Consider the following 21,973-nt stretch of genomic DNA (forward strand, 5'->3'; position numbering starts at 1 on the left):
CGGCCGCCGGGGGCGTTGGCGCGGTCGTCAGACGGTCCAGGTGTCGATGATCACCGCGTTGTCGCGCTTGTGCAGGAGGATGCAGTCGAGCACGTCGAGGGGGTTGATCATGCGAATACCCTCGATGAAGGCCGCCTCGCTGTGTCCGTACAGGGCCTGTGTCGAGAAGCGGCAGGCGTAGACCTTGCCGCCCTCGGCCATGAACTTCTCGAGCTGGTTGTTGAAGTTGAGATGGCCCGGGAACGCCTCGTCGCCGAGCCGGGGGAACCCGCGCTGGACCCCGAGGGTGATGCCCGGGCCGTAGAGCAGGATCGAGGTCTCGAAGCCCTTGCGCTGCAGGCGGGTGGCCTGGAGCAGGTTGACGAGGCCGATCGAGCCCTCGAACGCCACGGTGTGGAAGGTGACGAGGGCCTTCTGGCCGGGTTCGGCCTTCACGTCCTCGAAGACCTTCTCCTCGTAGTCGACCAGGACGTCGCCCTTCTTGTGCGGCTCGCGGTTCACGGCAGGCATTGCTCACGCTCCTCGATGGTCTGACCCGCGGCAGGGGGTGCTGCGCACGTTCAGACAGTCGGATGGCAAGCCATGTGCCAGATCGGAGACGTCAGGAATGCATTCAATAACGCGCCTTGCGATGCATACAATGATACGATCAATTGAGCGAAGTCGACCCGCCCAGTTCTACTCGACGACGCACAATTCATCATCAGGATTTGCGCACGTCGTCGCCAGATGACGCGCGCTTCGGCGACGAGTATTGTACGCATTGCACGCATCGATCGCGCCGTGATAGGCCGTCACGCGCCCGGTACGGCGCTTGCAAGCCATACAATCGATCATTGATCGGTTTTCAGGTCGCGGGTGCTGGACGGATGAAGGCTGGCGGGCGGGGAGGACGGTTGGTCGACCGGGGCGACGCGGCCGGCATCTGGACGCCGGACCTCAGGCGCTGGGGCAAGCCCCATTACCTGGCCATCGCGGACGCGCTGGCGGACGACATCCGGACCGGCCACCTGCTTCCGGGCACGCGCCTGCCGACCCAGCGCGCGCTCGCCGCCACGCTCGACCTCAACTTCACGACCGTGTCCCGCGGCTACGTCGAGGCCCACAGGCGCGGCCTGATCGAGGGCCGGGTCGGTCGGGGCACCTTCGTGGTGGACCCGGCGGACGCCGCCCGCACCGCTGGGCCAGCCCTTCCCCGGCGGCCGGGACCGGTCGACTTCACCATGAACCTGCCCCCGGAACCCGACCTGCCCGGCCTGCGGGCCCGCATGCGGTCGTCCTTCGCGGAGCTCTCGGGCGATCTCGCCGACCTCCTGCGCTACCAGGGCTTCGGCGGGACGGAGGCGGACAAGGAGGCCGCGCTGCGCTGGCTCGCGGGTCGCGGGATCGCGGCGGCGCGCGAGCGCCTGCTGATCTGCCCCGGCGCGCACAGCGCCCTGTCCAGCATCCTGGGACAGGTCGCGCAGGCGGGCGACACGATCTGCGCCGAGCGAATCACCTATCCGGGTATCCGGACCCTCGCGGCGCACCGGGGCCTGCGCCTCGTCGGCCTGCCGATGGACCGCCACGGGCTCGACCCCGACGCCTTCGCGGCCGCCTGCACGCGGGGGGCGCCGAAGGCGCTCTACCTCAATCCCCTGCTGCAGAACCCGACCACCGCGACCCTGTCCCGCGCGCGGCGCGAGGCCGTCATCGCGACGGCCCGCCGCTACGCGGTCACCATCATCGAGGACGACGCCTACGCGCGCATTTGCCCGGCACCGCCGCCGAGCTTCGCCGAACTGGCGCCCGAGATCACCTATTACGTGGCGGGCGTCGCGAAGTGCCTGGGCGCCGGCCTTCGCCTCGCCTTCCTGATCGCCCCGAACGCGCGGGCCGCCCTGCCCCTCGGCGACGCCCTGCGCGCCGCCACCGTGATGGCGTCGCCGATCTCGACCGCGCTGACGACGCGCTGGATCACGGACGGGACGGCGGACGCCATCGTGGATTTCGTCCGCGCCGAGTCGGCCGCGCGCCAGAGCCTCGCGGCCGCGCTGCTGCCCGCCGAGTCCTACGTTGCGGACCCGCACGCCTTCCATGTCTGGATCACCCTGCCGGCGGGATGGACGCGCTCGGCCTTCGCCAGCCAGGGCCGCGCGGCGGGTCTCGGGGTGGTCGGCAGCGACCCCTTCTGCGTCGCGGGGACGCCGCCCGAGGCCGTCCGCCTCTGCCTCGGCGGCCCTTCGACCCGGCAGCAGATCGCCCACGGGCTGGAGAGGCTGGCCCACGCCCTGGACGGCTCGCCGGCGCTGGCCTCGACCTACATCTGACGGAGCCGGCCGCGTCCCTTCGACCGCGGGCGTCAGGTCGGTCGAATCGTGCCGGCGCGTGGCATCCAGCCGCATCGCGGCGCGGTGCGCCGATCCGGCAGCGAAGACCAGAAATCTTATTCTACGTTAGCATATGAACCTCCGTGCAACCTGAGAGCATGACGGCGCTGGATCTCGGCGTCGAAATCCGTACCGTCGATTGTATAGTTTACGGGCACTGATATCGAAGATTGCGTAAAAATTCACTGCTCTGGTAGTTTTGCACTATCCCAGACCCTCTCTATCTTGAACTATTGTGCCGTTCAGATTTAAGTCATCGTTCACGATTGTGCGCAATCATTATGCGAGGCCGTCATGCCGTGACAGTAAATCAGCGGCAGATCCCAAGCAGAACCGCGTGTTCGCACTCGGGATCCCCGGCAATGACAAGAGGGGATGGGATCATGCTCGGCGCCCTGCGCGGTCGTGAAGGTCTGGCGGCGAAATTCGATGCCCTCGACCGCTCACAGGCCGTCATCGAGTTCGAGCCGGACGGCACCATCATCACGGCCAACGCCAATTTCCTGACGATGATGGGCTATGCCCTGCCCGACATCCGGGGCCAGCGCCACGCCCTGTTCGTGGAGGCGGCGCACCGGGACAGCCCGGCGTATCACGCCTTCTGGGACGCCCTGCGGCAGGGCACCTGCCAGGTGGCCGAGTTCAAGCGGATCGCCCAGGGCGGCCGCCACGTCTGGGTGCAGGCGAGCTACAACCCGGTGCTCGACCGCGCGGGCCGCGTCGTGAAGGTCGTCAAGTTCGCCTCGGACATCACGGCGCAGAAGCTGCTGATGCTCGACTACGCCGGTCAGATCGCGGCGCTGCACCGGTCGCAGGCCGTGATCGCCTTCGATCCGACCGGCACGATCCTGGAGGCCAACGGCAACTTCCTCGAGACGATGGGCTATCGCCTGGAGGAGATCCGGGGCCAGCACCACGGCGTGTTCGTCGACCCGGCCGAGCGGTCGAGTGCCGGCTACCGCGCGTTCTGGGAGGGCCTTGGCCGGGGTGAGTTCGCGGGCGGCGAGTTCCGCCGCATCGCGAAGGGCGGCCGTGACGTCTGGATCCAGGCGACCTACAACCCGATCCTCGACGCCAGCGGCTGCGTCCTGAAGGTGGTCAAGTTCGCCGCCGACATCACCGCGCAGGTCCAGGAGCGCCACCGGCGCGTCGCGGCGCAGCGGGCGATCGGCGCCGACCTCGACGCGATCGGCACGGCGGTCGAGGGCACCGGCCGACGGACCGCGGAGGCCGTCGAACTCGCCGGGCGGGTGTCCGGCGACATCCAGAGCGTGGCCTCCGGCGCCGAGGAGCTGTCGGCCTCGGTGGGGGAGATCAGCCAGCAGGTCAGCCACGCGGCGCGGATGGCCGGCGAGGCCGTCGAGCAGGCCCGACACACCAGCACCATCGTCGAGGGCCTGAGCGGCCAGGCGGCGCAGATCGGCGACGTCGTGACCATGATCCAGGGCATCGCGGCCCAGACCAACCTGCTCGCGCTCAACGCCACGATCGAGGCGGCCCGGGCGGGCCTCGCCGGCAAGGGCTTCGCGGTCGTGGCGTCGGAGGTGAAGGCGCTCGCCGAGCAGACCGCCAAGGCCACGGATCAGATCCGCGACCAGATCACCACGACGCAGGCCACCACGCGCGAGGCGGTGGCGGCGATCGGCTCGATCCAGGGCACGATCCGGGCGCTCGACGAGATCTCGGCGGCGATCGCGGCGGCCGTGGAGGAGCAGTCGGCGGTGACCCAGGAGATCTCCGGCAGCATGCACACGGCCTCCCGCGGGGTCGGGACCATCGCGGGCGGCATGGCGGCGATCGCGCGGGCCAACGAGCAGGTCGACGCGGCCACCCGCCAGGTTCGGGAAGCCGCGCGCGCCGTCGGCTGAGGTCGCCCGCCCCGGTTCCGGGGGGGCACCGGCGCTCGCGGGTCGCCGCGACCGGTTTCAGACGGCCGGATTCGCCAGCCGGGTGCTTTGGCCCGGACAGGCCGCGCATGATAGCGAGGGCGCGGCTCCGATGCCGGCCCGGGTCGGCGGCGCGACGCGCGGGAAACGACCTTGGCGGCGATTTGGCTGACGGCCCTGATCCGGGCGCTGACCTCCGGGACCGTGGTGGTGCTCGCCTCCGTCCTGGCCGAGTGGCTGGGACCGGTCTGGGGCGCGCTCGTCGTCAGCCTGCCGGTCTCCGCCGGGCCGGCCTACGTGTTCATGGCGATGGAGCACGACGCCGCCTTCGTGGCCGGGGCGGCCCTGAACGGCTTCGCGGCGAACGCCGCGACGGGCCTGTTCCTGATCGTCTACGCCCACCGGGCGGCCGGCCGGGACATGACCGCCACCCTCGGGCCGGCGATCCTCGCGTGGCTCGCGGCGGCCCTGCCGGTCTCGGCACTCACGTGGACGCCGACGACGGCGTTCCTGCTCAACGCCCTGGTCTACGGGGCCGGCGCGCTCTTGACCCGGCTCGTCGTGCGCGCGACCCTCGTGCGGAGCTCCGTCGTCGCGCGGCCGCGCCCGCTGGATCTGCTGATCCGCGCGAGCGCCGTCGCGCTGTTCGTCGCGGCCCTCCTGGCGCTGAGTACGGCGCTGGGCCCGGCCAGGACCGGGGTCATCGCCGCCTTCCCGGTCACGATGACGAGCGCCTTCGTCATCCTCCATCGCCGGATCGGCGGGGCGGCGATGGCGCGGCTGGCGAGCGTCGCGATCCGCGGGGTGTTCGGCTTCGGCCTGACCCTGCTGACACTCCACCTGATGATCCAGCCCTACGGTGCCGCGCTCGCGCTGACCGTCGCGCTCCTCGTCTCGCTGATCTACTCGGCGGGACTCCTCGTGGTGCAGCCCCGTCCCGGTCGGCAGGAGCCCGGCATCGTCACGCGCTGATGCGCGCCGTCCGACAGCCACCTCCCCGCCCCTCGTCCGGGCGCCGCCGACCAAGCGCCGCGACAACTCCGATGCGCCTCAGACGCGATCGTCCTCCCGCTGCAAGGCCCGCTTGCGCCAGGCCGTGAGCAGGCTGGCGAGCGCGTCGGGATCCAGCCCATAGCTGTCCGGCAGACCCGCGTTGCGCCCGATCAGGTGCCGGTTCATCGCCCCGAGGCGCGTCGCGCCGGCGCTCGCGTCGTCGAACGTGACGAGGCGTTGTCCCGAACCCGGCAGGGGGACCGGCTCGAACACGCTCACGTCACGCCACCGGACGCGCCGCGCGCGGCCCAGCTGCACGACGGTGAAGCCCGTCTCGTCGAGGTGCAGCGCCGAGCCGCGGATCGCCGTGAGGATGAGGAACGGGACGCCTCCGAGGAAGAGCGCGACGCCCGGCCAGAGCAGCAATTGCATCGCCGTGGAAGGCGCCTCGTGCAGCACCATCCAGAGCGTCACGCCGCCGAAGCCGGCGGCCATCAGCGCCAGGAACAGGAGTTTCCGCACCGAGGCGCGCAGGATCACGGGGCCGGGGAACTGCGCCGCCAGCGACCCCGCCGACCGGCTCTCGGATTCGAGCAGGTCCGGCCGCAGCTGCCACACGGCGACGGCCGCGCACACGCCGAAGAACACCGTCGTCGTGACGCCGCCATCCGCGCCGGTGGCGATCATCCCGAGGCCGGCGGCGACGAAGAGGAGGCTGATGCCGAGCAGCAGGACGTTCCGGCCACGGTCGCCGCGCGCGAGTTTCAACACGATCGCCCCGCCCTCCCGCGACGCCGATGGCCGGTGTGGCCACCCGATTCCGAGACGCGACCATACAGGCCGCGCCGCGAGGCGGCGATCACGCGCGCCGCGCCGTGTGGCCGCTCTCACCCAGCATCGCCAGCACCTGCGCGGCCCCCTCCTCCGGCGCGATGCGGGACGTGTCGAGGAGCGGCACCCGCAGCTCCTCCGCGAGCGTGCGATAGCTGGCGATCCGGGCCTCGGTCATGTGCTCCGACGGGTTCGGGACGCCGCGCGCGACCATGCGGGCGATGGTGGTGGGACGGTCCGCCCAGCACATGACGGTGAACGGGCGCGGCTCCCAACCCGGACGGAAGGCCGGCGAGAGGAGCTGCGAGGCGGTGAACCAGTGCCGGTCGAACACGACCGGTCCCGGCGGGGCGTTGGCGATCGCCGCCGCCACGGCCGCGTGCGCCACGTCGTCGGCCAGCGCGTGCTGCCCCGTCCGGGCGAGGTGGACCAGGATGGCGCCGACCGGACCGCTGAACGGGTTGAGCACCGTCGCGCCGAGCGCCTCGGCGACGTACCGCGCGATACTCGACTTGCCGGAGCCGTCGAGCCCGTCGACCGCGAGCGCGATCCGCGCGGCCTGGGCGGCCTTCTGCTGGGCCCGCGTCAGGTTCGAGGGGTAGATGCGGCCCTCGCGACGGCCGTGCTCGAGGTAGTGCAGCTGCCCCTGCCACGCGTGCTCGAACAGCGCCGCGAGGTCGGCGTGCAGCCGGATATAGCCGAGGGCGTCGAAATCCTCCGGCAGGGGCCCGTCCCGGCTCGCGAGGTCGGCGAGGCGCAGCGCGGTCTCGCGCGGCGGGCCGGACGGGCGCGCCGCATCGGTCCGGCCCGCCCGCAGCGCGATCGCCTCCGCGACGACGGCGAGCAGGCCGTCCGCGTAGGTGTCCCAGTCGAGCGCCCGGATCCGCGCCCGTCCCGCCTCGGCCCGGGACGCGGCACCGGCCGGATCGGTCGCGATCCTGTCCACGGCCTCCGCGATGGCCGCGCCCAGCGCCGCGTCCGGACCGTCCGGCACCACCAGGGCCGTGACGCCGTCCTCGGCGAAAGCCAGCGTGCCGTGCACGGTCGCGACGAGCGGCGTGCCGCAGGCCATCGCTTCCGCGGCCGGGTTGCACCAGCCGGCATGCGCCTCCGCGCTGCAGAACGCGTCGAGCCCGTGATACCACGCGGGCAGGTCGGACTCGGGCAGCGGCCCGTGCACGACGAGGCGGCCCGACGCCACCAGATCGGCGCGCGCGCCCACCAGCCCCCAGTCCGGCCGTCCGAACCAGTGCAGGGCCCACGCGTCGCCGAGCCTGTCGAGCGCCGCGAGCTGCGCGGCGGGGCGCTTGTTGGCGATGCCGCCGAGCCGGCGCCGCGCGCCGCGCGCGGGCGGCGAGACGGGCGGCGCGAACAGCCCGCTATCGACCGCACCGACGAGGCGCCGCCACGGCAGGCCGAGGGCCTGGAGGGCGGCGTCGTCCCAGTGGTCGTTGTTCGCCACGACGAGGTCTGGCGCGAGGGTCCGCGTGACGCGCGCGTAGGCGTCGCGCCGCACCGGCGCGTTGAGGAGGTGCTGGATCCGGGCGCCGAAGTTCGGGGCCCGGAGGTCCGCGAATCCCTCGATCGTGGCATCCGGGAATCCGCCGCCGGGCACCATGACGGCGTCCCAGCTCGCGCGCGCGGCTTCCTCGCGGTGCAGGACGGGCAGCCGCGTCTCGAACCCGTCCTCGCCGGTGCCCAGGGTCAGGTACGCGAACGCGTGACCGCGACGCGCGAGCACCCGTCCGACCCGCTCGAACCGGAGCAGGCCGCCCGTCAGCGCCAGGTGGTCACAGGCGACGAGCAGCCGCATCACGGGGTTCCTCTGATGAGACGCAGGAGGCGTAGGGACAGGCGGCTGCCGTCGCCGGCCGAAGCGCGGCGGGCGTCGAGGGTGTCCTGAAGGTGGTCGCGCGCGCGGTGCATCTCGGCCGCGTAGGCGATCACGCGGTCGGTGCGGCGGACGCTCTCGCGCGCGGCGGCCTCGTGCGCGGCGGCGTCGGCGGCGCGCGCGGCGCGCAGGGCCGCGTTCTCCTCGAGCAGCCGCGCGATCTCCGCGGAGGCCTCCGCGAGCGCCGCGCGCGGATCCGCGTCGATCCGGGTCTCTTCGCCGACCGGCAGGCGCGTCGCCGCCGCCCAGTCCAGGCCGCGCTCCGTCACCCGGTCGCTGACGATCGCCTGGAAACGGCTTTCCCGGCCCAGCCGGTCGGCGAGCTGCGCATCGTCCAGAGCCAGCCCGAGCCGCGGCAGCAGGGCGCGCAGGGCGTCCAGAAGGGTCAGCGTGGACGGCCCGCCGGGACGCCAGTCTCGCGCATCGGTCAGCGCGTTGACGAGGCCCCGCACGGCGAGGTGGCCAGCGTCCAGAGGGACCCCGAGCTCCCATTCCAGGTCTATGAACGTGCCGTCGGCGCCCGAGACGAGATTCTTCGGGATGGCGTCGAGGGCCGGTCCCGGGAGGATCGTCTGGGTCTCGAGCGGCGCTCCCGCCGCGAAGCGGCGCGAGACGGCTTGAAGCCACGTTCCGGCCCAGGCGGCGACGGCGTCCGGGCACCAGCCTTCCCGCGCCAGCCGCGCCTCGAGAACTTCAGACCAGAGGGAGCCCGGCACGTAGGTCTCCGACGGCAACAGGTTCGTGACGCCTCGAACCGCGGCGGGAAGGTCGGGATACGCGCGGGCGCGGCGCACCGCGATCTGCGACCCGGCCTCCGCGAAGGTCACCAGCCGCTCGAATTCCGGCCGGCGGCGCAAACCCGCGTGGATCGCCAGCCGGTCGTCCGGCGGCAGCGGCTCCGCCGATGCCGCGATCACGAAGGCGGGCGCCAGATCGCCGATGAGCCCCTGATCCGCCACCGTCGCCCAGGCGCGCCGCGGCGAGAACAGCGCGCCCGCGCGGGCTGCCGGATCCGGCCCGGCCGCGCCGATGGCGAGCATTCCGGGATCGAACCCGCCCGGCCGATCGAGGCTCCGCTCGGCGATGAAGCTCACGGGCTCCTCCCGCCCCGGGAACGGGAACCACCATTCCTGATAGGCCAGGCCGCGGGCCTGCAGGGACCGTTTAAGGCCTTCCCGCGTGGGCAGCCGGAGGCCGTCCGACCTGAGGCGTCCCTCGAGGCTCGGGAAGCCGCGCTGCCCCACCGTCTCGGAGCCCGCAGCGAGTCCGTGGAGCGAGAGGGCGTTGTCGATGACGAGGATCAGCCGGCCGCCGGGCCGCAGCCGTTCCTGGGCCCAGGCGATCGTCGCGTCGAGCGCGTCCCGGCCCCCGTCGTCGCGACAGGACAGCAGCCCCGTCAGCACGACGCCATCGAAGAGCGTGGAAGCCGGCAGGTCGGCGCCATCCGCCGTGGTGACGAGGGTGCCGTCGGAAGCCCAGCGCGCGCGGCTCCCCGCGTCGGGCTTCGGGCCCAGCAGCAGGAGCGTGCCGGTCAACCACGGCAGGAAGGGGCGCAACACCTCGGCGCAGGGCTCGCGCGGCGGATGCGGCGCGCCTGTTGCCACTTCATCCCGTGCCATACTTCCTGATTGCCAACATTGAATTGCCCGAAATTACCCAATCGCCAAGTGGTTGGGGGAAATTAATCGACGAAATGGACATGCGACAGTTGCGTGTCTACTTACAATTGGCATTAACCTGCAATTAAAACTGGCCCGTCTCGCCGAGGTCACGAGGGATGAATTTCGTCAGCGCGATCTCGTTGGCCGGGCCGCACGTCCTGGTCACGAGCACCTTCCCCGATGCGCTCAACAGGAATCCCGGGATCCGGAGCGATCTGGCCGAGGGCTTCGCCGAACTGCTCGGCGCCGAGCGCGTCAGACACACCCCTCTGGAACTGGCGGTCGGGGCGGTCCGGGCGACCCGGCCGGATGTCGTGATCGCGGTCGGAAGTCTCGTGCCTGACTTGGCGGATCTGCGCGCGCTTCGGCGCGCCGCGGACGCCGTGGGTGCCGTCCTGATCTTCTGGCTGACGGACGACCCGTACGAGTTCGACTACGCCTTCAAGGCGGAACTCTTCGCCGACATCGTCGTGAGCAACGATTCCTGGGCGGCGCAGCACTACCGGCACCCCGACGTCCACCACCTGCCGCTGGCCGCGGCGCCCGACCGGCATTTCCGGCCGATCGCCCCGGTGGCGGAGCGGGAGACAGTCCTGTTCTTCTGCGGCGTCGCCTACCCGAACCGCGTCGCCCTGATGCGCCGGATCGACGATCTCCTGTGCCGGCACGTCGTGGAGATCCTGGGCGCCGAGTGGCCGGACACGCTCCGATGCGCGGTGAACCGCCGCCTCACGCCGGCGCAGATGGCCGACTACGCCGCGGCGGCGCGGCTGACGCTCAACATCGGCCGCGACCTTGACGTGGCCAATCGACGGCTGTCGCTCCCGCAGGCGACGCCGGGACCGCGCACCTTCGAGGTCGCCCTGTCGGGCTCGGCGCAGCTGTTCTTCGTCACCGGCCTGGAAATCTGCGCGCATTTCGAGCCGGACACGGAGATCCTGCTGGTGGACGGCGCGGCCGATATCGCGCGCGCCATCGAGCGGTCGCTCGACGAGCCCGCCGCGATCGAGGCGATCGCGCGCCGGGCGCAGGCGCGGGCGCTCCGCGAGCACACCTACCGGCATCGCGCGGCGCGCCTGCTCGATCTGAGCCGCCTGACGGTCCCGGCCTGATCACGCCGCCGCTGAGACGGACGAGACCGCGCATGTCCGACCTGTCGATCCTGCTGCTCGACACCGAGCCGCAAACCCACAACCGCTACCTCGTGCTCGCCATCGCGGACGCGCTGCGCCGGCACCCCGCGGTCGGCCGGGTCCATGTCGGCGGGCACGGCGATGCCCTGGCCACCTTCGTCGAGCAGGGTCTCGACACGCTGATCGCTTTCGGCGGCGCGCGGGCGCACGCGCCGCTGGTCGGCCGGCTCGCGGCGCTCGCCCGGACCAGCGTGCTCTGGACCACGGAGGATCCGTACGAGCGCGAGGCGAACGTGCGCGGGTCGGGGGTCTTCGATCTGGTCTTCACGAACGACCTTGCCACGGTCCCGGCCTACGGGGGCCGGGCGCACCACCTCGCCCTCGGCGCCTCGTCGCTCTTCCACGATCTCCCGGTGCTCGAGGACGACGCGCGCTACCGCTACGATCTGCTCTTCATCGGAACGGCGTGGCCGAACAGGGTCGCGACCCTGAACGCGCTCTCGGCCAAGCTGCCGCGGGACGTGAAGTTCAAGCTGGCGCTGCCGTGGAACGCGCATATCGGTCCGCCGGAGCTGGAGGACGAGGCGCTCGTCACGGACTGGCGCTGCGGGAACCGCGACTTCGCCCTCCTGGCGAACCGCAGTCGCGTCGTGCTCACCCTGCCCCGGATCTTCTCGGCGGCGCGCGCCGATCAGGCGACTGGTTCGACGCCGCCGCCGCGGCTGTTCGAGACGGCGCTGGCCGGCGGCTACCAGGTCGTGGTGTCGCCCGAGCCGGAGACGGCCGCCTACTACACGCCGGACGCCGAGATCGCGCTCTGCGACGACGAGGCCGGTGCGGTCGAGGCGATCCTGACGGCCCTGACCGAACCGGAGGCCCGCATCGCGCGCGCGCGCGCCGCGCAGGCGCGGACCCGCGCCGAACACCTCTACGACCATCGCGTGGCGACGATCCTGGACGCGGTGATCGACCGGCGCCGGACGCAGACGCGCCGGCCGCCCCTCGCCCCGTCAGCGCCCCGCACGGTCCTGATGCTCACCCACAACCGGATGGGGCATCGTCCCGGCGGCGGCGTGGAGGTCTATCAGGAACTGCTGACCGAGCTCGGCGAGCCGTACCGCGCCCTGTTCCTCTTCCCCGTCTTCGGCGACGGGCGCTGGTCGCTCCGGCTCGAGGGCCCCGGGATCTCGGAGAGCTTCGCCTGCGGTCCCGTCACGCCGCCGCTCTCGACGGACCCGTTCGTGGAGGGGATCTTCCAGAGGCTGCTGTTCGAGCATCAGGTCGACCTCGTCCACATCCATCACCTGATGCACGTCCCGCTGTCGCTGCCGCTGATCGCGCGGGCCTGCGGCATACCCACCGTCTACCACCTGCACGATCATTTCCTGATCTGCGAGCGCTGGCTGCTGCTCGATCACACCGGCCGGTTCTGCGACGTCGTCAATCGCGGGGCGGACCAGTGCGACGCCTGCCTGGTCTCGGGAAACCAGTATCCGCCCGGCTCCAAGGCGCGCCGCGACGGCATGATGACCCTGGTGACCGACGCGATCGACGCCTTCGTCACGAGCACGCCCGCCACGGCGGGGTACCTCCGGCGCTACTTCCCCGGCATCCCCGCCGACCGGATCGTCGAGATCCCGATGGTGGCGCCGAACACCGCGCCGGCCGGGGCGCGGCCGGTATCCAAGCGCAGGCGCGACGGCGATCGGCTGACCGTGGCGATCCTGGGCAATCTCGCGGCCCACAAGGGCGGCCAGCAGGCGATCAACCTGATCCGGAGCTGCGAGGCCTATCCCATCCATTTCAAGGTGATCGGCCGCATCGACGACCCGTACCGCGAGGCGGTCGCGGGCTTCGGACCGGATCAGGTCACCGTGACGGGCGCCTACGAGCAGCACGCGATCGGCGGCCTGCTGGCCGGCTGCGATGTCTCGCTGCACCTCTCGACCTGGCCCGAGACGTTCGTCATCGCGCTGACGGAGGCGTGGCAGGCGGGCCTGGTCCCGATCGTCGCCGATATCGGGGCCCTGGCCGAGCGCGTCGAGGACGGGATCGACGGGTTCAAGGTCCCGCCGGACGATGCCGGTGCCGTCCGCGCGCGCCTCATCGCGCTGCACTACGATCGCGCCCGCCTCGCCCGGATGCAGGCCTCCATCGGCCGGAAATCCTTCCCCGACACCGACGGCCACCTCGGGTCGGTCCGCGCCCTCTACGAGCGCCTGATCGGGGCGCGGCCGCTGCGCCACGGACGCGTTCCCAGCCACCTGCGCCATGGTTTCGACCTGCGGCTCGAGACCCTGGGATACCGGACGAACGCCGCCTCCTGGACCAGCGCGGCGATCGCTTGGGACGAGGCGGCCCGCGCGCCGGAGGCGTCGCCCACCGTGATGGCGGCGGCGCGCGCGCGCCCGGTGCCGGAGCTGCCCGACGCGTTCCGTCGCCTGACGCTGAGGCCGGTCCGGCGCAGCGAGTGCGGCTGGAGCCTCGACGTGCTGCGCACGGACGAGCGCCTGAACCGGAGCCTGGATCTCTCGTCGGTCGTCGCGCGGGCCTCCGTGTTCCTGCGCGGCTGGCTGCACGTCTCGGGGCCGGCGCCGAAGGCGATCTACCTGCGGCTGACGGGTCGCACCGGGACATCGTGGGTCGCCCTGCAGAGCGATCTCCGTCCGGACGTGGCCAAGTGGTACGGTGAACCCGCCGCCGCGACGTCCGGCTTCACCGGCCAGATCGACGTCGCGGGGATGTCCTTCGGACGCTACGCGCTCGCGATCGTCCAGATCGCCGACGGTAGCCTGCGCATCCTCGAAGACGTCGCCTCGATCTTCATCGCCCCCGACACCGAGCCGCCGGCGCGCTTCGTTCCGGAGCCGCGCCATCTCGTCAGCGGCCCGCCGCACGTCCCGGATCTGCACCACAGCCTGCCGGATGCCGGCGACGCGCTCCGCGTGTCGCCGGGGCAGCTCTGGGCCGCGGAAGTCGCGTTCCCCGGGACCGCGCCCCGGCTCGGCAAGGACACGCTGGCGGTGTTCCGCGGCACCAACGGTCAGACGTGGCGGGCGCCCGTCCTCAAGATCGACGAGCGGACGGTGCGCATCACCGCCTCCGTCCCGAATATCGATCCGGGCGCCTACACGGTGTCCCTGGCCGAGCCGCACAACAGGACGTTGCGGACCCTCGCGACGCTGTTCCGCACGCAGGTGGCGCGTTCGGAGTGACGGGGATCACCGGCAGGCCCGGTCTCGATCCCCCGAGCCGATCGCGGACGCGGGTCTACCACGCCTCGACCCGTTCACCGCCGAAGATGCGCGAAGTCGGCAGCTCGAAGATGAAGTAGGGATTGAGTTGCGGCGGAGCCCCGGCCTCATCCAGGCGGGACTGCTGCTCGGGCGTCAGGACGACCTCGAGGGCGGCAATGTTCTGCGCCAGCTGCTCCGGGCGGCTCGCCCCGACCAGGACTGAGGCGATGCCGGGGCGCCGCGCGACCCAGGCCAGCGCCACCTGCGCCATCGGTCGGCCGACGTCCGCGGCGACCGCCCGCAGCACGTCCACCACCGCGAAGTTCGCCTCGGTGAACAGCATGCCGCCGAAGGGATTGTCGCCGTTGAGCCGGCCGTCGCTGCCGCCCTCGGCCGCGTCGCCGGCCCGGTCCGGGAGCGAGCCTGCCGGACCGGCCAGAGCGAGCTTCTCGCGCCCGTACTTGCCGGTCAGCAGGCCGGCCGCCAGCGGGCTCCAGGGCACCAGCCCGAGCCCGAGGGCGCGGCCCGCGGGCAGCACGTCGAGTTCCACGCCCCGGTCGAGCAGCGAGTAGGCGTATTGCAGGCCGATGGGTTCCGGGAGGCCGTGGGCACGGGCCAGCGCGGCGATCTGCGCGGCGTACCAAGCGGGCGCGTTCGAGAATCCGTAATACAGGATGTCGCCGCGCGCGACGGCGTCGGTCAGCGCCCGGAGGACTTCCTCCGGCGGCGTGGTCCGGTCCCAGACATGGGTCCAGTACAGGTCGATCCAGCCGGTCCTGAGACGGCGCAGGGAGCTCTCGAGACCGGAGCGGATGTTCCGCGCGCTGTTGCCTCCGGCGAGCGGCGTCCCCTGCGCGCGCGGAAAGCCGGACTTCGTCGCGACGACCAGGCGGTCGCGCAGACCGCGCGCCGCGATCAGGTCGCCGAGCATCGTCTCGCTCGCGCCGCCCGCGTAGACGTCGGCCGTATCGAGGAAGTTGCCGCCCGCTTCGACGTAACGGTCGAAGATGGCCGCCGAGACCGTCGCGTCGCTGCCCCAGCGGGCGGCGCCGAAGGTCATGGTCCCGAGCGCCAGGGGGCTCACGGCCAGACCCGAGCGTCCCAGGGTTCGATAGTGCCTCAGATCCATCGCCGCACCTCACTGTTGAGGGCTTGGACGTAGTCCGGCGTGGGGATCGGGATTAGCCGTGGTATTCCGCATGCGTCTGTGAGCAGAATTCAGGAATGCGGCGCGGCACCCTCGACGATCTGGCGGCTTTCGCGGCGGTGGCGCGCCATCGCAGCTTCACGCGGGCGGCCGCGGAGATGGGGCTGTCGCCCTCCGCGCTCAGCCACACGATGCGGGCTCTGGAGGCGCGTTACGGCGTGCGCCTGCTGGCCCGCACCACCCGCAGCGTCGCGCTCACTCCGGCCGGCGAGCGGCTGCTGCGGTCGGTCGGCCCCGCGCTCGAGGACGTCGCGCGCGGGCTCGACGCGCTGGCCGAGTGGCGCGGCGCGCCGTCGGGGCGGCTGCGGCTGACGACCTTCGCGTACGCCGCGCGGGCGATCCTCGAGCCCAGACTGCCCGCCTTCCTGATCGATCACCCAGCCGTCTCGGTTGAGGTGATCGTGGACGACCCCCTGACCGACATCGTCGCCGCCGGCTTCGACGCCGGGATCCGCTTCGGCGAGACGGTCGAGCGCGACATGGTGGCGGTCCGGGTCGGACCCGACCTGCGCACGGTGGTCGTCGCGACCCCGGACTACTTCGCCCGTCACCCGCGCCCGGAGAGCCCGGCTGACCTGGAAGCGCATCGCTGCGTGAACTACCGGCTCGTCGGCGGCGGCGGGTTGCTGCCCTGGGAGTTCGCCCGCGACGGCCGCGAGATCCGGGTGCGCGCGGCCGGCCAGCTCGTCGTGAACGATGGCCGGCTCGCGGCCGCCGCGATCCGGGCCGGTGCCGGGCTCGGCTACATGCTGGAAGACGAGGCGGCCGACGACCTGGCCGCGGGACGTCTCGTCCAGGCGCTGGACGCGTGGTGTCCGTCGTTTCCCGGCTGCCACCTCTACTACCCCGACCGGCAGGTCACGCCCGCCCTGCGCAGCCTGATCGACGCGCTGCGGTGGCGGGAGGCGCCGTCGCCTCCCGGCCCGTGAGACCGTGCCCGCGTGACAGTGCCTGCGAGACCGTACCCGCGGGGCCTCCCCGCTCAGGCGCCCCGCCAGTCGCGGGCGACCTCGCCCGCGAAGTCGCGGTAGCTCCGCGGCCTGCGGCCGAGGAGCCTCGCGAAGTCCGCAACCTCGGCCTCGGCCGCCACGGCGCCGTCCTCCTGGTAGCGGCGCATCATCACCCGAAGGTCATAGGCGAGCCAGGCGGGAGCGAAGCTCCGGAGCCGCTGCTCCAGCGCGTCGAGATCGTCGCCTCCGTAGCGGACCGCGCGCCCGAGGGCCCTGGACCAGATCTCCGCCAGGGCGTCGCCCGTCAGGGCGTCCGGGCCGACGACGTCGTAGGTCTCGGCCGGAAGACGGTCGGCCGCGCGCTCGCGGCGCAGCAGCGCGTTGGCCGCCGCCTCGGCGATATCGCGCACGTCGACCATCGAGACGCCGGCCTGCCCGAGGGGCACGGCATACAGGCCGGCCCCGAGGAGCGGCTCCTTCTGGGCGAGGTCGTTCTGCATGAAGTAGGAGGGCCGCAGCACCGTGGCGGGCAGGTCGAGGGCCGCGATCATCCGCTCGACGGCGTGCTTGCCGGTGAAGTGCGGGGCATCGACGAAGGCCTCGCTCTTGAAGACCGAGAGATAGACGATGCCGCGCACGCCCGCGTCGCGGGCGAGGCTGAGCGTCGTGATCGCCTGGGTCAGCTCGTCCGGCGCGTTGGCGACGAGCAGGAACAGGGTGTCGACCCCGACCAGCGCCGCGCGCATCGCGTCGATGTCGGCGGGATCGCCGCGGACGGCCTCGACGCCGGAGGGGAATCGCGCCTTCTCGGGCGAGCGGGTCAGAGCGCGCACGGCGGCCCCCGCGGCGACAAGATGATCGATGACGGCGGAGCCGATGCGGCCCGTGGAACCGGTGACGAGGATGGTCATGGCGGATCTCCTGGATGCGGGGCGGCCCCGAGCGGGCCGCCGATGAACCGAAGATGCGCCGTTCCTTTTCTGAGCCATAGTCGGCAAGATCGGGACTGGGTGTCCCGGATCTGGAACAGCACATGGACCTCGCGGCGCTCGCCGACTTCAATCTCGTCGCCGGCCACGGCGGCTTCGGCCGCGCCGCCCGGGCGAGCGGGCGGCCGAAGGCGACGCTGTCGCGGCGCGTCGCCGAGCTCGAGGCGAGCCTCGGGACGCGGCTGATCGAGCGGGGTGAGCGCAGCCTGCGCCTGACAGAGGCGGGGGCGCTCCTCCACGCCCGGACGGGGCCGCTGCTCAGCGAGATCGCGGAGGCCGGCGCCGTCGTCGGTGGCGGCCTCGACCGACCCCGTGGGCGGCTCCGGGTGAGTGCGCCGCTGCTCCTGTCCGACACGCAGCTCGGCCGCGTCGCCGCGGACTTCGCCCGCGCCTATCCCGAGGTCGAGCTGGAGATCTCCGCCGAGGACCGGTTCGTCGACCCGATCGAGGAGGGTTTCGACGTGATCATCCGGGTCAATCCGAAGCCGGACGAGCGCCTCGTCGGGCGCTGTGTCCTGCGGGACGAGCTCTGGCTGGTGGCGCCGCCCGAGGTCCCGCGTCCCGAACCGTCGGCCGCGACCGACGCGGCGACCGTGCCGGCGGCGGTGCGCTGGACGCCGCGTCAGGACGAGACGTGGCAGGTCCATGACGGCCGGACGCGCCGGTCCTACGCGCCCGTGCCGGTCCTGCGCCTGTCCTCGCTGCCGATGCTGCGCGACGCCGTGGTGGCGGGCGCCGGCGCGGCGCTGCTCCCGCGCTCGCTGGTCGGGGGCGACGTGGCGGCCGGACGCCTCGCCTGCTGGGGCTGGCTGGAGGGGCCGCCGACGGAGCTGTGGGCGCTCCACACGTCCCGGCGCTTGGTCAGTCCCAAGGTGAACGCCTTCGTCGCCTATCTGGCAGCCGCGCTGTCGACGGATCGACCCGCCCGGCGGTAGAGCGAGCGTTCGAACCGAGGGGCGCCGAGCGCGGCGCGCGCGGGACGGTGCCCTATCCGCATTCCACCGCACCGTCCCGACGCGGCGCCTCGGGCGAGCCCGGCGGACCCGCCATCGTCCGGCCGAGCCAGTCCACGAAGGCCGCCGCCGGCCCCGCGGGTGGCAGGGCACGCACGAGAACGAAGTACCGGAGCCCGTTCATGACAGCTTCGTCGCAAGCCGGCACGAGGCGCCCGTCGGCGCGATAGGGCGCGACGATCAGCGATCGCCCCAGGGCGATGCCCGAGCCGCCGAGCGAGGCGCGCAGCGCCAGTTGCGCGAGGTTGAAGTAGAGATTCTGGACGCGGCCGCCCCAAGGCGCCCCGTGGACGCGTATCCAGCGATCCCACTCCTCCGAGACGCTCGCGGCCGCCTCCCACGGCGTCGCGTCGTGGAGCAGGACGACGGCCCCGCCGGGATCCGCCGCATCCCGGTAGGCCGGGGCGCAGACCGGGTAGACCAGCTCGGGATGGTCGAAGACGACCGTCGCACCGGGAGGCGGCGCCGGGCCGTAGCGGATCGCGACGTCGATGCCGGACTGCGCCATGCGTCCCGGATCCAGGTCGTGCGTCTCCCCGAAGACGGCGACGTCGATGTCGGGATGCGTGTCGCTGAAGGCCTTCAGCCTTGGCGCGAGCCATTCCGAGGCCAGGGAGGGGACGCAACTGATCCGCAGCGTCGCGCGGCCCTCGCGTCGTTCCGCCCGGAGCAGGGCCTCGCCCATCCCGTCGAAGCCGCTCCGCGCCGCGGCGAACAGGTCGTGACCCGCGGCGGTGAGCCGGATCTCGCGGGCGCCCCGCTCGAGCAGCGGGTAACCGAGGCGCCGCTCCAGCCGCTGGATCCGCTGCGTGACCGCGCTCTGCGTGACGGCGAGGCGGTCGCCCGCACGGGCGAAGCCGCCCGCCTCGACCAGGGCGCGGAAGAAGAACAGGTCGCCGGCCAGGCGCGCGTCGAGCCTCACGGGCATGCCCGATCATAAGCGGGCCTAATAGACCGCACCAGAGAATATAATTGGCCGCATGAGCGCCGCTCGCGCAGGGTCGGCGCGGACAAACCGGGCAGGATCGGGAGCGCCATGGCAGCCGTCGGCGGGATGGAGACTCGACTATCGGGCGACCGGATTCCGGAGGCGGTCAGGCGCGCCAGCCCCACGGTCTGGATGAACCCGGCGCTGGACGCCACCGCGTCCGTCCTGCCCGGACTCGCGACCGGCCGGGCCGACGTGGACGCGGCCGTGGCGCGCTGGCAGCGGTTCGCGCCGCTCCTGGCGCGCCTCTTCCCCGAAGAGGGCGCCGGTCGGATCGACTCGCCGCTCGTCCCGCTGGAAGAGCGCCTGTCCCGTGACGTTCTGGACGGCGCCGACAGGCGCGTGCTGGTGAAGGCCGACCACGCGCTGCCGGTGACCGGTTGCATCAAGGCGCGCGGCGGCGTCTACGAGGTCCTGGCCTATGCCGAGGACCTGGCCGCGCGGGCCGGGCTGCTCACCGAGGGGCGATCCTACGCGGCCTTCGCCGACCCGGACTTCCGCGCCCTGTTCGCCCGCCACGTGATCGCGGTCGGCAGCACCGGCAATCTCGGCTTCAGCGTCGGCCTGATGGGGCGCTCGCTCGGCTTCGCGGTCGAGGTCCACATGTCCCACGACGCCAAGGCGTGGAAGAAGCAGCGCCTGCGCGAACTCGGCGCCCGCGTCGTCGAGCATCGCGGCGATTACGGGGCGGCGGTCGCGGCGGCCCGCGGCGCGTTCGCCGGCCGCGCGGACGCCCATTTCGTCGACGACGAGGATTCCGTCGACCTGTTTCTCGGCTACGCGGCCGCGGCCCTCGACCTTCAGCGCCAGCTCGCGGAGGCCGGGATCGCCGTGGGGCCGGCGCAACCCCTGTTCGTCTACCTGCCCTGCGGCGTGGGCGGCGCGCCGGGCGGCGTCGCCTTCGGCCTGAAGCTCTTGTTCGGTGACGCCGTGCACCCGGTCTTCGTCGAGCCGGTCGCGTCCCCGTGCATGCTGGTCCAGCTCGCGGCCGGTCTCGACCGCCCGGTCAGCGTCTACGATGTCGGCCTCGACAACCGCACCGCGGCGGACGGGTTGGCCTGCGCCTCCGCGTCGATGCTGGTGGCCCGGACGCTCGAGAAGCTGGTGGCCGCCGTGGTCACGGTGCCCGACGACGCGCTGTACCGCTGGCTCAGGGTGATGTGGACCGAGGCGGGCCTGCGCCTGGAGCCCTCGGCGGCGGCGGGCTTCGCGGCGGCCGGGCGCTTCGCCGCCACGCTGCCCGCGGCGGTCGGCGCCGCGGCCACCCACGTGATCTGGACGACCGGCGGCGCGCACCTCCCGGCCGAGGAATTCGAGGCGGCCCTCGCCCGCGGTTGAGGCGCGCTGGACGCCGGATCAAAAGCCGAGACCGCGCGGCCGCGGCTCCTCGATCGTGTCCGATCGCCAGGCGATCCGGGGCCGATCTGGAGCGAGGGCCAGATTCGGCTTTCGGTCACTCCATCAGGTCGGTCAGGGCCCCGATCTCGTCGGCGTTCTTCCAGACCGTCTCGCAGCCGATCACCGTGTCGGTGGCGTCGATCGTCAGCGTGAACGCGGGGGGCACCCGCTCGGTCCCGACGAGGCGGAGGCGAACACCCCACCGCGACATGTCGTGCACCACGCAGGGGATGGCGGGATGGCCGGCCACCGAGATGCATCCGCTCAGGTTGACGGAGACGCGTCGGGCGTTGCGCTGGTTGTCCATAAGTACTCCGCGCTAGAGCGCCGGAGCATAAGCGGCGACCGATCAAGGGCCGGTTTACGAACTGAACTCAATTGCGCCTAAAATTCGCGTCGAGGTGGCTAATACCGAAGTCTCGACCTACCGGTTGGGAAGCCACCGGGAGACGAAGGTCAGCGGCCGCGACGTGCCGGCCCGGCCGTCGGCATCCGCACGCGCGTCCTCGTCCGGCAGCAGCGACCCGATCAGGCGGAGCAGCTTCTCCCGCTCCTCCCCGGTGAACAGCACGAGGAACGAACCGAGATCCAGTTGGACCTCCGGCGCGTCATCGCCCGGGGAGTGAGAGACGTAGGGCTGTCCGGTCTGGAGGTCGCGCATCAGGGCCCAGCGGTCGCCGCCGACGCCGACATGGAATTCGCGCGCTATCCGTGGACCCTGTTCAATCATTGCTCATCCCGCACGCGGTCAACGTGCAATTTTCAACGGGATAGAGCGCGCAAACGCCTTGCGATATAACCTGGCTCAAGAATTCACAGGTATCGTCGACTGCAGCCCCACCGGCGCGAGCCGCCGGTGGCGGGATATCGGCGCGGTCTCGGGCGAGAGGTTGGTGCACTTGCGGCGCAGGATCGCGGACGATCCGACGGCGGACTGACATGCCCCATCTCCGCGCGGCAGAGGGCGCGTTCTCGGACCGAGAAGGGCGAGCGCTCCGCTCTCGCCCGGTCGGCGCCGGCCCTAGCGATACGCGTGGGGGCGTGAGCGCTCGAAGGCGGCCGCGCAGGCCGTGTCGAAGAGCTTGCAGGGCGGCGGGGCGTCGCCCGGTTCGACGAGCATCGGCTGTCCGCGGATGTCTCCGGTGGCGTGAGCCTGCGAGTACCGTGACCGCGGGTCGAAGTAAGGATCCGAAGTGTAACTGCTCATGAAGGCGCCTCCTGCCGGCATCTCGTTCTCGGACAGCGCCACGCCGGTCTGCAGCGCCAGTGAGAGCACCGAGACCAGGAGCAGCAGACATCGTCTGGTCATAGGCCCGCGCCTCCTCGCGCGCACGAGATCGGCAGCGCGGACGCCGCGCTCCGGATGTCCTGGATGTGTCCGACGAGACCGCCGCGGGGGTCAGCGGCCGGTCTCTGCGGGCAGGCCCG

At 72.2% G+C, this 21,973-nt stretch carries 18 protein-coding genes; 8 read left to right on the top strand and 10 right to left on the bottom strand.

The window, feature by feature from the left end:
- Window positions 1–27: 27 nt before the first annotated feature.
- Entirely contained in the window at window positions 28–510 is a 483-nt protein-coding gene (locus ACLBX8_RS02735; protein WP_020091615.1) for an MSMEG_0572/Sll0783 family nitrogen starvation response protein, read from the bottom strand.
- 359 nt (window positions 511–869) lie between these two features.
- Between ACLBX8_RS02735 and ACLBX8_RS02740 the strand changes: the two genes are divergently transcribed.
- From ACLBX8_RS02740 to ACLBX8_RS02750, 3 genes are all read left to right on the top strand, one after another.
- On the top strand, window positions 870–2,309 hold the full coding sequence (locus tag ACLBX8_RS02740; RefSeq protein ID WP_447714580.1) for an aminotransferase-like domain-containing protein: 1,440 nt from the start codon (window positions 870–872) through the stop codon (window positions 2,307–2,309).
- A 443-nt stretch (window positions 2,310–2,752) separates the two neighbouring features.
- Window positions 2,753–4,237 (top strand): methyl-accepting chemotaxis protein, encoded by a 1,485-nt coding sequence (locus ACLBX8_RS02745; RefSeq protein ID WP_447714581.1) that lies wholly within the window; start codon window positions 2,753–2,755, stop codon window positions 4,235–4,237.
- A gap of 171 nt (window positions 4,238–4,408) precedes the next feature.
- Window positions 4,409–5,227 carry a hypothetical protein gene (locus ACLBX8_RS02750; protein ID WP_447714582.1) on the top strand — a complete coding sequence of 273 codons (819 nt, stop codon included), beginning with the start codon at window positions 4,409–4,411 and terminating at the stop codon, window positions 5,225–5,227.
- A 78-nt stretch (window positions 5,228–5,305) separates the two neighbouring features.
- Here the strand turns inward: ACLBX8_RS02750 and ACLBX8_RS02755 are convergent, their stop codons facing one another.
- The 3 genes from ACLBX8_RS02755 to ACLBX8_RS02765 form a co-directional block, all read right to left on the bottom strand.
- Window positions 5,306–6,019 (bottom strand): hypothetical protein, encoded by a 714-nt coding sequence (locus tag ACLBX8_RS02755; protein WP_447714583.1) that lies wholly within the window; start codon window positions 6,017–6,019, stop codon window positions 5,306–5,308.
- A gap of 88 nt (window positions 6,020–6,107) precedes the next feature.
- A complete protein-coding gene (locus ACLBX8_RS02760; protein WP_447714584.1) occupies window positions 6,108–7,892 on the bottom strand; it encodes a glycosyltransferase in 1,785 nt (594 codons plus the stop codon).
- Window positions 7,892–9,529 (bottom strand): hypothetical protein, encoded by a 1,638-nt coding sequence (locus tag ACLBX8_RS02765; RefSeq protein WP_447714585.1) that lies wholly within the window; start codon window positions 9,527–9,529, stop codon window positions 7,892–7,894. The genes ACLBX8_RS02760 and ACLBX8_RS02765 overlap by 1 nt, the downstream gene beginning before the upstream one ends.
- 218 nt (window positions 9,530–9,747) lie before the next feature.
- Here ACLBX8_RS02765 and ACLBX8_RS02770 point away from each other — a divergent pair, with 218 nt between their 5' ends.
- Window positions 9,748–10,743 (top strand): glycosyltransferase family protein, encoded by a 996-nt coding sequence (locus ACLBX8_RS02770; protein WP_447714586.1) that lies wholly within the window; start codon window positions 9,748–9,750, stop codon window positions 10,741–10,743.
- Between the two features lie 32 nt (window positions 10,744–10,775).
- A complete protein-coding gene (locus tag ACLBX8_RS02775) occupies window positions 10,776–13,979 on the top strand; it encodes a glycosyltransferase family protein (RefSeq protein WP_447714587.1) in 3,204 nt (1,067 codons plus the stop codon).
- Between the two features lie 55 nt (window positions 13,980–14,034).
- Here ACLBX8_RS02775 and ACLBX8_RS02780 read toward each other — a convergent pair whose 3' ends face one another.
- On the bottom strand, window positions 14,035–15,129 hold the full coding sequence (locus ACLBX8_RS02780; protein ID WP_447697838.1) for an aldo/keto reductase: 1,095 nt from the start codon (window positions 15,127–15,129) through the stop codon (window positions 14,035–14,037).
- A 95-nt stretch (window positions 15,130–15,224) separates the two neighbouring features.
- Here ACLBX8_RS02780 and ACLBX8_RS02785 point away from each other — a divergent pair, with 95 nt between their 5' ends.
- On the top strand, window positions 15,225–16,136 hold the full coding sequence (locus tag ACLBX8_RS02785) for a LysR family transcriptional regulator (RefSeq protein ID WP_447714588.1): 912 nt from the start codon (window positions 15,225–15,227) through the stop codon (window positions 16,134–16,136).
- 53 nt (window positions 16,137–16,189) lie between these two features.
- Here the strand turns inward: ACLBX8_RS02785 and ACLBX8_RS02790 are convergent, their stop codons facing one another.
- Entirely contained in the window at window positions 16,190–17,068 is an 879-nt protein-coding gene (locus tag ACLBX8_RS02790; RefSeq protein WP_447714589.1) for an SDR family oxidoreductase, read from the bottom strand.
- A 122-nt stretch (window positions 17,069–17,190) separates the two neighbouring features.
- On the opposite strand from ACLBX8_RS02790, the gene ACLBX8_RS02795 reads away from it, so the two are divergent.
- Window positions 17,191–18,081: a LysR family transcriptional regulator gene (locus tag ACLBX8_RS02795; RefSeq protein ID WP_447714590.1), complete on the top strand. Its 891-nt coding sequence runs from the start codon at window positions 17,191–17,193 to the stop codon at window positions 18,079–18,081.
- A gap of 52 nt (window positions 18,082–18,133) precedes the next feature.
- Here ACLBX8_RS02795 and ACLBX8_RS02800 read toward each other — a convergent pair whose 3' ends face one another.
- A complete protein-coding gene (locus ACLBX8_RS02800) occupies window positions 18,134–19,087 on the bottom strand; it encodes a LysR substrate-binding domain-containing protein (RefSeq protein WP_447714591.1) in 954 nt (317 codons plus the stop codon).
- Window positions 19,088–19,195: 108 nt separating this feature from the next.
- Between ACLBX8_RS02800 and ACLBX8_RS02805 the strand changes: the two genes are divergently transcribed.
- On the top strand, window positions 19,196–20,485 hold the full coding sequence (locus ACLBX8_RS02805) for a D-serine ammonia-lyase (RefSeq protein ID WP_447714592.1): 1,290 nt from the start codon (window positions 19,196–19,198) through the stop codon (window positions 20,483–20,485).
- A 115-nt stretch (window positions 20,486–20,600) separates the two neighbouring features.
- On the opposite strand, the gene ACLBX8_RS02810 is transcribed toward ACLBX8_RS02805, so the two are convergent.
- The 3 genes from ACLBX8_RS02810 to ACLBX8_RS02820 form a co-directional block, all read right to left on the bottom strand.
- Window positions 20,601–20,852 (bottom strand): PilZ domain-containing protein, encoded by a 252-nt coding sequence (locus ACLBX8_RS02810; protein ID WP_020091601.1) that lies wholly within the window; start codon window positions 20,850–20,852, stop codon window positions 20,601–20,603.
- Window positions 20,853–20,969: 117 nt separating this feature from the next.
- Window positions 20,970–21,206 carry a hypothetical protein gene (locus tag ACLBX8_RS02815; RefSeq protein ID WP_244435236.1) on the bottom strand — a complete coding sequence of 79 codons (237 nt, stop codon included), beginning with the start codon at window positions 21,204–21,206 and terminating at the stop codon, window positions 20,970–20,972.
- Between the two features lie 360 nt (window positions 21,207–21,566).
- Complete coding sequence (locus tag ACLBX8_RS02820; RefSeq protein WP_447714593.1) at window positions 21,567–21,854, bottom strand: hypothetical protein; 288 nt, start codon at window positions 21,852–21,854, stop codon at window positions 21,567–21,569.
- Window positions 21,855–21,973 lie beyond the last annotated feature (119 nt).

The sequence above is a fragment of the Methylobacterium sp. D48H genome, assembly GCF_053345715.1.

Excerpts from the sequence above, each read along its gene's own strand:
- ACLBX8_RS02735 (WP_020091615.1), bottom strand. The coding sequence starts at position 510 with ATGCCTGCCGTGAACCGCGAGCCGCACAAGAAGGGCGACGTCCTGGTC.
- ACLBX8_RS02740 (WP_447714580.1), top strand. The coding sequence starts at position 870 with ATGAAGGCTGGCGGGCGGGGAGGACGGTTGGTCGACCGGGGCGACGCG.
- ACLBX8_RS02745 (WP_447714581.1), top strand. The coding sequence starts at position 2,753 with ATGCTCGGCGCCCTGCGCGGTCGTGAAGGTCTGGCGGCGAAATTCGAT.
- ACLBX8_RS02760 (WP_447714584.1), bottom strand. The coding sequence starts at position 7,892 with ATGCGGCTGCTCGTCGCCTGTGACCACCTGGCGCTGACGGGCGGCCTG.
- ACLBX8_RS02770 (WP_447714586.1), top strand. The coding sequence starts at position 9,748 with ATGAATTTCGTCAGCGCGATCTCGTTGGCCGGGCCGCACGTCCTGGTC.
- ACLBX8_RS02775 (WP_447714587.1), top strand. The coding sequence starts at position 10,776 with ATGTCCGACCTGTCGATCCTGCTGCTCGACACCGAGCCGCAAACCCAC.
- ACLBX8_RS02780 (WP_447697838.1), bottom strand. The coding sequence starts at position 15,129 with ATGGATCTGAGGCACTATCGAACCCTGGGACGCTCGGGTCTGGCCGTG.
- ACLBX8_RS02785 (WP_447714588.1), top strand. The coding sequence starts at position 15,225 with ATGCGGCGCGGCACCCTCGACGATCTGGCGGCTTTCGCGGCGGTGGCG.
- ACLBX8_RS02790 (WP_447714589.1), bottom strand. The coding sequence starts at position 17,068 with ATGACCATCCTCGTCACCGGTTCCACGGGCCGCATCGGCTCCGCCGTC.
- ACLBX8_RS02795 (WP_447714590.1), top strand. The coding sequence starts at position 17,191 with ATGGACCTCGCGGCGCTCGCCGACTTCAATCTCGTCGCCGGCCACGGC.
- ACLBX8_RS02800 (WP_447714591.1), bottom strand. The coding sequence starts at position 19,087 with ATGCCCGTGAGGCTCGACGCGCGCCTGGCCGGCGACCTGTTCTTCTTC.
- ACLBX8_RS02805 (WP_447714592.1), top strand. The coding sequence starts at position 19,196 with ATGGCAGCCGTCGGCGGGATGGAGACTCGACTATCGGGCGACCGGATT.
- ACLBX8_RS02810 (WP_020091601.1), bottom strand. The coding sequence starts at position 20,852 with ATGGACAACCAGCGCAACGCCCGACGCGTCTCCGTCAACCTGAGCGGA.
- ACLBX8_RS02815 (WP_244435236.1), bottom strand. The coding sequence starts at position 21,206 with ATGCGCGACCTCCAGACCGGACAGCCCTACGTCTCTCACTCCCCGGGC.
- ACLBX8_RS02820 (WP_447714593.1), bottom strand. The coding sequence starts at position 21,854 with ATGACCAGACGATGTCTGCTGCTCCTGGTCTCGGTGCTCTCACTGGCG.